General features: G+C 67.2%; 1 protein-coding gene. It reads left to right on the plus strand.

Features of this window, described 5'->3' with window-relative positions; genetic code table 11:
* A partial coding sequence (locus tag GTN70_05030; protein ID NIO16346.1) for a hypothetical protein occupies window positions 1–1529 on the plus strand: 1529 nt, incomplete at both ends.

Raw genomic sequence — 1529 nt, forward strand, 5'->3', positions numbered from 1 at the left:
GCGGCCCTGCCCGGGAAGTTTCCCAGCCAGTTTCCCACCGACGGCGCCCTCTACCTCTCCTGGTTCAGGAAGATGCGGGAGTGCGGGTTCACGGCGGTGCGCCTCTACACGATCTTTCCGCCCGTATTCTACACCACCCTCGCCTCCTTCAACCGCTCCCGCCCCGACCCGCTCTACCTGATCCACGGCGTCTGGGTCGAGCCCCCCGAGGGGGACGACTTCTCGGACCAGAGCTTCACCGGCTCCTTCCGGGCCGAGATACGGCGCGTCGTGGACCTTCTCCACGGGGCCCTGGACCTGCCGAAGCGTCCCGGACACGCCTCCGGCTCCTACACCGCCGACGTGTCACCCTGGTGGATCGCGACGATCCTGGGCCGGGAGTGGGAGCCCTTCACGGTGACGAACTACCGCGAGCGGAACCCGGGCACGTCGAACTTCAGGGGGCGCTTTTTAACCGGGAAGGGCGTAGACGCCATGGAGCGCTGGCTCGCCGAGCAGGCGGAGTACGCCGTCGCCTACGAGACGGACCTCTGGAACGCCCAGCGCCCCATCGCCTGGACGAACTGGCCGACCCTTGACCCGCTCCACCATCCCACGGAGTCGACGAAAGCCGAAGAGGAGCGGTGGCGGGTGCGCCTCGGCCTCCCACCCGAGCCGGGCGGCGTCAGGGAGTACGACAACGACGCGGCGGGAATCGACCTGGAAAAGTTCGCCGCCACGGAGGAAAACCGGGGCGGCCTCTTCGCATCCTACCACGCCTACCCCTACTACCCGGACTTTGTGATCTACGACCCGGGATACAATGCTGCAGAAGGCCCCGGGGGCCGGAACCCGTACCTGGGGTACCTCCGGGACCTTGCCCGCCACCACGAAAAGCACCCCCTCTTCATCGCCGAGTTCGGCGTGCCCACCTCGCGGGAAATCGCCCACTCCCAGCCCCAGGGCTGGACCCACGGCGGCCACGGCGAAAGGGAGCAGGGGGAGATCAACGCCCGCCTCTTCCGCTCCATCTATGAATCGGGCGCTACGGGAGGCGCGCTCTTTGCCTGGATCGACGAGTGGTTCAAGCACAACTGGCTCGTCATCGAATACCACCTCCCCATGGAGCGCAACCGCCTCTGGCACGACCGGCAGGACGCCGAGCAGAACTACGGCCTCATCGCCTACCGGGCGGGGAAAGGGGGCCCCTCCGTCGTCATAGACGGCAGGGACGGCGAGTGGGACGGGAAGGACCCCCTCCTGTCGGCAGAAAACGGGGCGGGCGGCGTCATCAGGTCCCTAACGGTTACCTCGGACGAGACGGACCTCTTCCTCCTCCTCCGGGTGGCGCCGGGGACGAAGGCGGGCTTCGCCGTCATGATCGACGTGATCGATGCCGCGCTTGGATCGATCAACTTCGCCGGGGGCCTGGACCTTGAAAGCAGCGTCGGATTCGAGGCGGCCCTGCTCTTCGACGGGGAGCGGGCGCGTATCGTCCTGGATAGCTCCTTCGACCGGCTCACGAACCGCTACAAAAACCCGATCCGGCC

The sequence above is a fragment of the Deltaproteobacteria bacterium genome (assembly GCA_011773515.1).
In the GTDB taxonomy this organism is placed as follows: domain Bacteria; phylum Desulfobacterota; class Deferrimicrobia; order J040; family J040; genus WVXK01.